This is a genomic window from Streptomyces sp. NBC_01384 (genome assembly GCF_045040035.1).
Taxonomy (GTDB): Bacteria; Actinomycetota; Actinomycetes; order Streptomycetales; family Streptomycetaceae; genus Streptomyces.
Map to the genome: position 1 here is coordinate 515,128 of NZ_CP109560.1, position 9,718 is coordinate 524,845.

The 9,718-nt window shown below is 70.5% G+C and carries 2 protein-coding genes; both read right to left on the reverse strand.

What is annotated here, in order from left to right; genetic code table 11:
• Positions 1-61: 61 nt before the first annotated feature.
• Positions 62-6,718 (reverse strand): condensation domain-containing protein, encoded by a 6,657-nt coding sequence (locus OG747_RS49970; RefSeq protein ID WP_331744057.1) that lies wholly within the window; start codon positions 6,716-6,718, stop codon positions 62-64.
• The gene (locus OG747_RS49975) at positions 6,715-9,717 is read right to left on the reverse strand and encodes a type I polyketide synthase (protein ID WP_331744055.1); all 3,003 of its coding nucleotides are present in this window, start codon (positions 9,715-9,717) and stop codon (positions 6,715-6,717) included. The genes OG747_RS49970 and OG747_RS49975 overlap by 4 nt, the downstream gene beginning before the upstream one ends.
• Position 9,718: the final 1 nt, after the last annotated feature.

Genomic DNA, 9,718 nt, shown 5'->3' on the forward strand with positions numbered 1-9,718 from the left:
TGACCGGACCAGATCACGGTGAACCCGAGAAAACCGGACGGGCGTCGGGTTGATATCTCTTTCACTTCTTCCTCCCGGCCGGTCCCGGCTCGGTGAGGTCAGAGCCCTCGATCACCACGTGCACGTTGCCAACCAATTCATCAAGAATTCCTTCCGCTGTCGTCCGTTTGTGGACGTTACTGCTGTAGTTGACCTGCATGACAAGTTCGCCGTTCACGATCGACGGCACGACGTCGAGCAGGTAGAGCCATTCACCGGTTTCGTCCTGCGGCGGCCCGTACGGCCCGCTGAAGACGTCGAAGAGCTCGGTTCCGGTCGGGGTGCCGCCGAACCCGAAGTCCCCCATGAAGTTCACACTCACCTGCGGTGGCGCGACCGCGGCGAGAGCGTCACGCACCTCGCTGTCCGGGCTGCAATACCGGAGCAGCGAATGACCGATCCCGTTCTGCCGGACGCGCGCGAGCTGGCCGCGGACGGCCTCCAGACCATCCCCTGGTGCTCGGACGAGAAGCGGGTAGTACACCTGGCACCAGCCGACGGTGCGCGACAGGTCGACATCGTCGAAGAGCTCTTCCCGGCCGTGCCCGGCGACGGCGATCGCGCAGTCCCTGCTGCCTGTCCGCTCGGCGAGCCAGCGCGCGACGATGCCGACGAAGAGGTCACCGAGCTTCATCCCGAACCCGCGGGCGACGGCCCGCAGGGCCTGGGTCTCGGACTTGCCGAGCCCGCGCCGCAGCGAGACGTAACTGCCGCAAGTGGGCCTGCCGTCCGGGAAGTCGACTGGTAGCCGCGCACCCGGGACCGCCGTCTGCTCCAGCCAGAACGGCAGCTCGGCGCGGACCTCGTCGGACGCCGCGTGCTCCTCCAGCCGGCGCGCCCACTCCTGCAGCGAGGTCGTCTTCGGCGGCAGTGAAGGCTGTTCCCCACCGGCGACCTGCCGGTAGAGCGTCTGGAGGTCTTCCAGCAGGATGCCCCGGGAGATCGCGTCGACCACGAGGTGATGCGGGACGATCAGCAGCCGTTCCCGGCCGCATTCCCCGGGCCGGAAGTGCACGGCACGGAGCACCGGGCCCTCGCCCAGGTCGAGCGAGCTCTGCGCCTGCGCGCACAGTTCTGCTATCTGGTCCTCGTCCGAAACACCGTGGCTCTCGAACGCCGGCTGCGGCGCCGCGGCGTGCTCCTGGTGCCACTCGCCCGCTTCGCTCCGGGTGAACCGCAGGCGCAGCGAATCGTGCTGCGCTGCCAGGTGTTCCAGCGCCCGGCGCAGGTGGTCGGGGTCGGCCGGTTCGCGGAGTTCGAGGTAATACGGGTGGTTGAAGTGCGCGACATTCGGGATCCCGGGGGCCACGGTCTCAAGGAACCAGCGTTGGCCCGGTGTCAGTGGAGTTGGCCCGTCATCAGGACCCTGCCCCGCAACCGTCGGCCGCGCCGCCGACGCCTCAGCCAGTGCCGCAACGGTGCCGTTCTCGAGCACCTGCCGGGGGGTCAGTGTGATCCCAGCCTGCCTGGCCAACGACACCGCCCGGATGGCGAGCATCGAATCGCCGCCAAGGGCCAGGAAATCGTCGTCGATCCCGATCCCGTCCACGCACAGCAGCTCTGCCCAGACGGCGGTGAGCCGCCTTTCGAGCTCGGTGCGCGGCGCGCGGTAGGCGACATCGGCGGCTCGAGAGCGGGCAGGGCCGATCAAGCCGAGGATCTCGCGCCCCGTGGTGGGCGTCTGGAGAGCGATCGCAACGGCGCCGGGTTCGGTCGGCGAGCCGATCGGGGGGTCGAGGTACCAGACGTGCGCCAGCAGCTCACGCAGCGCCAATGGGTCAGTGGGCAGCTCGACGCAGGGCGTCTCCGGGAACTTCTCGCGAAACGCCGCGCACGTCTCCGGGTCGGGGGCGAGCACCAGGTACTCTGCCCGGTCGCCAGTCGCGGCCAGCTCAGCGAAGTGGTCGATCATCGACAGCCCACCACGTACGACAGTGATCTCGTCCGGGTGGATCGGCAGGCGTTCGAGATTGAGCGTGCCCACATCATCCGGGGAACACAACGCCAGGGTGGCGCCGCGCCGCAAAGCTGGGCGCAGCAGGCGAAGAAGGGTGGGCTGCCAGCGCAGTGGGTCCACCACGATGGTCCGCACCGGCTTGACGAGGGCACGCCGCACGATGCGGGCAGTGACCGTGCCGAGCGCCGCGTAGAACTCCGGAGCGTACGGCATGTGACCAAGCGCGTCGGCCTCGTCGTCGTGCACATCGGTGACGTGGTACGGCTTGGCCGCGTGCGCGACTGACTCCACGATCACATTGCCGAGCCCGTCTGCGAACCGCCGCAGTCGCTCCTGGAGCACGCCGAAATGACGGTCCCAGGGGGCCGATACGAATTCCGACGACGGCGGGCAGAGCCCCACGACCAACGGCGTGGACGAGCCCTCCCGGAACGTGCGCAGCGCCGCACACAGCTCGTGCAGGCGCTGCTCGAGCCTGCTCACCGCTGCCGCGGAGGGTCGGTCATCGGCAGCTCCGTACCGCAGCCAGTCGTCCCAGCGCAGCAGGATCAGGCCGACCCCTGCAGGCGACCCGCTCAGCGCGCTGCCCGGATCGAGTAGCTGCTGGAACACCTGCCCGTACGGCGCGAACTCCAGCGCAGCCGGGATCCCGGCCATCCGCAGCCAGTGCTCGGCGGCGTCGCGCATCGGGTCCGCGGTGAATGAGCTGACCACGACGACCGGGAGTTCGTCGGCTGCCTGGACCGGCTCGGCCCTCCGCGGCGCCCAGTGTGCCGGCATCTCGATCGGCGTCAGTGCGCCGGTCCCGGCGATCGGCTGCTCCGGTCGCGCCGCCAGCTCGGCCAGCGCCTCTTCCAGCTCGGCGAGCATCCGCTCGGCGGTCGCGGCATCGAACAGGTCCGTACTGTAGGTAAGGCTCGCCGCGAGCCGGTCGCCTTCCCAGGACATGGTGAGGAAGAGGTCGAAGTCGGTGCCGGTCGCCGGCACGTCGCCGACGACGACCTCAAGCCCGTGCAGCTCTGGCACGATCTCGGGTTGGTCGAGGAAGTTGAACATGCACTGGAAGGCCGGGTGGTGGCCCGGGTCCCGGCGCCCGGCGACGGTCTCCACGATCTGGGCGAACGGCAGACGCTGGTGCTGGTAGGCCTCCACCACCCGCTGCTGGGTGCGGCGGATCTGCTCCGAGAACGAGCTCGCCCCGTCCACCGCCAGCCGCAGCGGCAGGATGTCGGTGAAGCAGCCGATCAGCGGCTCCAGCTCGGGCCGGTCGCGCCCACTGACCGGGGTGCCGACCACGAGGTCCTCGTCGAGGCTGTGCCGGCGTAGGAGCAGCGCGAACCCGGTGAGCAACGCGCTGAACAGGCTGGCATCCTCAGCCCCGCTCACCGCGCGCAGCGTGGGCCCGAGCTCGGGGGTGAACACACGCCGGCTGCGCGCCGCGTGTTCGGTGCGCACCGCGGGGCGGGCGTGGTCGGTGGCAAGGTTCAGCAACGCAGGTGCGCCGGCCAGGCGGTCGCGCCAGAACTCCTCGTGCGGCCGCGCGTTGCCGGTCAACTGCAGGACCTGCCAGGCCGCGTAGTCGGCGAACTGGATGTCCAGCGGGGGCAACGGCGACGGCTCTCCGGCCTGGAAGGCCGAATACAGCGCGGCGAGCTCGCGCAGGAAGACACCCCACGACCACGCATCGGACACGATGTGGTGCATGCCGAGCAGGAGGTGGTGCTCCTCCTCCGACACGCGAACCAGCCGGGCCAGCAGCAGGGGGCCCTTCTCCAGGTCGTAGCCCGTCTCGGCGTGTGACCGCAGATATGTATCGACCGCAGTGCCGTCGACGTCCGGTAACCAGCTCGCCATGCCCGACCGGATGACCGCGACCGGCCGGCCGTCCCGTCCGGTGAACGTCGTGCGGAGGACCTCATGCCGGGCAACGATCTCGTCGATGGCCCGGCGCAGTGCCGCGCGATCGAGCGGGCCCCGCAGGGCCAGCGACACCGTGATGTTGTGCCTGGTGGCGTCCCCATCGATCTGCGACAGCGCCCAGAGCCGCTGCTGAGTCGAGGATGGTGTCAGTTCACCGTCCCGTGCGACCGGGTCAATCCGGTCGCCGTCGTCGGCCAGCTCGACGAGCTCTGCGAGCCGCTCGATGGTCGGGCCGACCATGAAGTCTGCCAGCGACACGTGCTTGCCGAACTCCGTATGTACTCGCGACAGCAACTGCGTCGCGAGCAAGGAATGGCCGCCGAGAGCGAAGAAGCTCGTGGTGACCCCGAGTTCGTCCGGCGCCACGCCCCCGGGACAGATCAGGTCGTGCCAGAGCACGCTCAGCGCGCGTTCAGCAGGCGTCCGTGGCGGGACGATGGGCTCGTCAGCCGGGGCGACCAGGCGCGACACCGGGCGGGACAGCTCGGCGACAGTCGCCATGTCGTTGAGCCGCCGGGCGAGGTGGCCGAGCCGGTCCCCCGCGACGACGGCGGTTGCGGACTGGGCCGCGGGCCGGTCGAGTGGCCACAGCTGCTCGAGGAACCGCACGAGCCCGTCCGGTTCTTCAGGCACGGTCACGACCATGGCACCGGGCACGTCCCGCGGTTCGGGATGCAGCACGAGACAGCCTTGCCCGGCACCGTCTTCGAGTGCGGGCACGACGCGTCGGCCGTGCCGGGCCTGCTGTGCGAGGAATCGGGCCAGCGGGCCCGCCGCGTTCGTTCCCGCCCACGGCGCCGGGTCGAACACCACTGTGTCGATCGGACGGGCCAGGAACCCGTAGATCTCCCGTGCAAGCCGGGTTCCGATGGCGGCGAAGAACTCCGCCGTGTACGGAACGTGCCCGAGGTCGTCGGCCTCCGGGTCACCGACCGTCGCGGTCGGGTACCGCCGCGACCATTCGGCTGCCGGGATCACCGTGACCCCGCCAAGGGGCAGACACCGGGCGACCAGCCGGTCCTCCAGTTGCGCGAACAGCCCGTCCCACGGGTGCCCGCAGAACCGGCCGGACGCCGGAGTGACTCCGATGACCGCAGGGTCATCGGACCGCTCGCGGAACAGGGCGAGCGCGTCGAGCACGTCGTCGAGGGAGCGTTCGAGCACTGCGGCCTGCTCCGCGACGGCCAGATCGCTGCGGTGCCGCAGCGCATCCTCCCAGCGCAGCAGGACCACCTGGGGTTGCCCCGTCGACGCCCTGCTCGCGAGGTGCTGCACGACCTGGCCGTACGGCGCGATCTGGGCAGTGACGGGCTGCCGCAGGAAGCGCAGCCAGAACCCCAGCGAGTCCGCGGCCAGATCGGCGGTGAAGGTCGCCACGACCGGAATGGCACCCTGGCGCAGGCCGACCGCCTCGCGCAGCGTCACGTCCGGCGAAGCGGTCATCTCCGTCAGCACCCGCGTCAGCCCGACGAGCAGGTCATCGACCGTGTCGGGCAGGAACAGGTCGGCGTCGTAACCGACGAGACCACCGAACCGGTCGCCACGCCGGTCAAGCGCGAAGAACAGGTCGAAGTCGGACGAGCGGTTGTCGAGCGACTCGGCGGCGAACGTAGTGGAGCCGACGGTGAGCTGCTGCTCCTGGCCCGATTCGGTGACGCCCACCATGATCTGGAACAGCGGGTTGTGGCGCAGCGTCCGCGTCGGCGCCACGGCCTCGACAACCCGGGTGTACGGCACGCCCTGGTGGCCCATCGCCCACCGGAGCTCGTCGTGGACCCGGCGGACCAGCTCGCGCAGAGTGGGATTACCCGAGAGGTCCACCCGCAGCACCAGGGTATCCGCGAAACTGCCGATCAGCGGCTCAAGTTCGGCCAGGGTCCGCGCCGCCGTCGGTACGCCCAGCAGGACGTCGTCCTGGCCGGTTCGCCGCCCAACGAGCGCGGCGACCCCCGCGAGAACCACCGCGTTGAGCGTGACGCCGGTCTCCCGGGCGAACTGTATGAGACCGTCCGTGACCTGCGCCGGCGCGTCGAACGGCAGGTTGCCGCTGCGGTGCGTCTGCACGTCCGGCCGCGGGAAATCCGGGGTCACGGTGGACAACACCGGGGAATCGGCCAGCCGCTCCTTCCAGTGAGCCACCTGGTCGTCGGGCCGGCTGGACAGATGCTCGGCCTCCCACGCTGCCCAGTCGCCGAACTGCACCGGCAGCTCGGGAGGTTCCGTGCCGCCGTAAATCTCCACCAGCTCACGCACGAACAGGTCGGTGGAGCGGCCGTCGAACGCGATGTGGTGCACCGCAACGAGCAGTAGGTACTCGGCGACGTCCAGCCGGACCAGCCGTGCTCTGATCGGCGGCCCCACCGGCAGGTCGAACCGCGTGCCCGCGTGTGCCGCGGCCAGTGCGGCCAGCTCGCGGTCCGCTTGGGGCGTCCCGCTCAGGTCGACGTACGGCAGCCACACATCGGCCGAATCCTGCACCACCTGCCGGGGCTCGCCGTCGATCTCGACGAACACCGAATGCAGGACTTGGTGCCGGTCCACGACTGCGGCAAACGCACGTTCAAGTGCGCCGCGGTCGAGGCTGCCGCGTACGCGGACGGAGAACGCCATGGTGTAGGCCGGGTTCCCCGGGTCGAGGCGGTCGAGGAACAACAGGCGCTGCTGCGCTGCCGACAGCGGGGCGGCAGCCCCCGCACGCGGCGTGATCCTGCTCTTGCGCCCCTTCAGGCGGGCGAGCAGCTGACGGCGTTCCGTCGCGTTGAGACCGGCGAGACGCTGCGCCAGTTCTGAGTTCTTGGTCACCGCTGTCCCTTGCCTTCGTCTTCCAGCGCCAGATTCAGCTCCGCCTGCAGTTCCTCGGCCGACCAGCCGTCCAACTCGCCGAGCAGAGACTCCACCGAGGGCGCCAGCCCCTCGTCCACCGCTGCCGCCAGCGAGGCGATCGTCGGCGTGTCGAACAGCGCACCGGGCGGGATCTCGGCGCCGAGCGCCTCCCGCAGCCGTACGACGATCTGGGTGGCCAACAGGGAATGCCCGCCGAGTTCGAAGAAGTTCTCGTGGCGCCCGATCCGCGGGATGCCGATGTGGCGCTGCCAAACGTCGCGGATCACGCGCTCGGTGGCCGACTCGCCCGGGTCGCCCGCCGGGACCTCGGCGGCCGGACGTGCCTTCCGCACTACCGCGGCAGGGACGTCGTACCAGTGGCGCTGCCGCTCGAAGGAGTACCCGGGCAGCGCCGCCATCCGTCCCGGCTCGGTGAAACCGGCGACGTCGACAGCCGCGCCCGCCACCCATGCCCGGCCGAACGCAGCCGTCAGCGCGGCGGTATCGGTACCGGCCTCGCGCGGGTGGCGCAGCGAGCTCAGCACGACGTGACCGCCGGGCACGAGATCGTGCTGCCGTGCCAGGGTGGCCAGGGTGGTGCTGGGGCCGACCTCCAGCAGCAATCGTGATTCCCCGAGCACCGCCTGCAGTCCCTGGCTGAAACGCACCTGCTGACGGAGCTGGCTCGCCCAGTAGCCGGGATCGGTGGCCTGCTCGTCGGTCAGCGGCGCGCCCGTCACCCCGCTGACGCACTCGATCACCGGCGGACGCAACGCCACTTTGGCGACGTGCACGGCAAACTCGTCCAGGATCGGTTCCATCATCGCGGAGTGAAACGCGTGGGAGGTGCGCAGCTTCGTGGTGTCAACGCCGTCGCCGGCCAGGTCCGCGGCCAGCCGGTCGACCTCCTCCTGCGGGCCGGACACCACGCACAGCCGGGGCGCGTTGACCGCGGCCAGCCCGAGCCCGCCGGTCAGCCGCGGCGCCAGGTCGTCGGCCGGGCAGGAGACCGAGAGCATCCCGCCGGACGGCAGCGCCTGCATCAACCGCCCGCGCGTGGCGACGAGCGCGAGCGCGTCGGGCAGTTCGATCACTCCGGCCATGCATGCCGCCACGTACTCGCCGATGCTGTGCCCCACCATCGAGTCCGCGAACAGACCCCAGCTCTGCCACACCTTCGCGAGCGCGTACTCGACCGCGAACAACGCCGGCTGCGCGTACCGGGTCTGACCGACCGAGTCGGCACCGAGGATCTCGATCAGGTCGCGGTCGAGGTGGTTTCGCAGATGGCCGGCGCACTCGTCGAGATGCTCTCGGAACACGGCGTTGTCCTGGTACAGCCCGAGCGCCATCCCGGGGTGCTGCGCGCCCTGGCCAGGGAACATGAACACCACCTCGCGCCGCGCCGATCCAGCGGCGCCGGTCCAGCGCCCGTCCGGCGCGTCCGCGCCGAGGCGGGCGATGGCCTCGGCCTTGTTCTTGGCCACCACTGCCATTCGGTGCGGGAAGGCCGCCCGGCCGACGCGCAGCGTATCCGCGGCCTCGGCGAGCGGAACGTCCCGGCCGTCAAGGAACTCGGCGAGGCCCGCCGCACCGGCGGCCAGCGCCTGGGGCGACCGGGCCGAGAGCAGCAGAAGTTCCTCGGGAGCCGCGGCCCGAACGGCCTTCGCGGGCGCCGCCGGAGCCTGTTCCACGATCGCGTGAGCGTTGGTGCCGCCCATCCCGAACGCGCTGACCGCGGCCCGTCGCGGTCCGCCGAGATCCGGCCAGGGCATGGCCTCGGTGGGCACGAAGAACGGGGACCGGTCAAGTTCGAGCGCGGGGTTCGGCGTCTCGAAGTAGGGGCTCGGCGGCACGACGCCGTGCTTCACCGCGAGGATCGCCTTGAGCAGACCGGCGATCGACGCCGCCGAGTCGAGATGTCCGAGCTGGGCCTTCACTGAGCCGATCGCGCAGTAGCCGGTCTGCTGCCCGCCGTACGCGTCCGTCAGCGCGGCGATCTCTATCGGATCGCCGAGCGGCGTCCCAGTGCCGTGCGTCTCGACGTACCCGATGGTCGCCGGGTCCACGTCAGCGATCTCCAGGGCGGAGCGGATGACGGCCGCCTGCCCGGTAACGCTCGGCGCGGTGAAGCCGACCTTGCTCGCTCCATCGTTGTTGAGCGCCGTCCCCTTGAGTACCGCGTGCACGGTGTCACCGTCCGCCAGCGCGTCGGCCAGCCGCTTCAACACGACCAAACCGACCCCGGCACCCGGCAGCGTGCCCTGGGCCCGCGCGTCGAACGGCAGGCACGTCCCTTCCGGCGAACGGATACCGCCAGGTTGGTACTGGTAGCCCTCGGTCTGCGGGGGTCGCACCGAGCTGCCGCCCGCCAGCGCGATGTCGCAGTCCGTGGCAAGCAGCGCCTGACAGGCGAGGTGCACCGCGACAAGCGAGGTGGAGCACGTCGTCTGGACGGCGACGGCGGGCCCGTTCAGGTTCAAGTGGTACGCGGCTCGCGTGACGAGCGTGTCCGGCTGGTTGGCCAGCAGCAGCTCGTGCTCGGTGACGTCGCGCATCACGGCGTCGTTGGGCAGCAGGTGGCGGAGCAGGTACGTGCTGAAGCTGCTGCCCGCGTAGACCCCGACGCGGTGGTCCCCTCGGGTCCTGGCATAGCCGGCGTGCTCCAGCGCGTGCCACGAGCATTCGAGGAAGATCCGGTGCTGCGGGTCGAGCACCGCGGCATCACGCGGAGAGAGCCCGAAGAATCCGGCGTCGAAGCACTCCGCGTCGGCCAGCACACCCGCTGAACGCACGTAGCCCGGCTGCTCGTACACCTCTCTCGGCACGCCCGCTTCCGCCAACTGCGCGTCGGTGAGGGTGCTGAGGGCGGATTCGCCGCCGCGCACCAGATCCCAGTAGGCGTCGATGGAATCCGCGCCCGGGAGCCGCGCCGCCATCCCGATGACAGCGATCTCCAGACCAGTGAACTCGTCCATG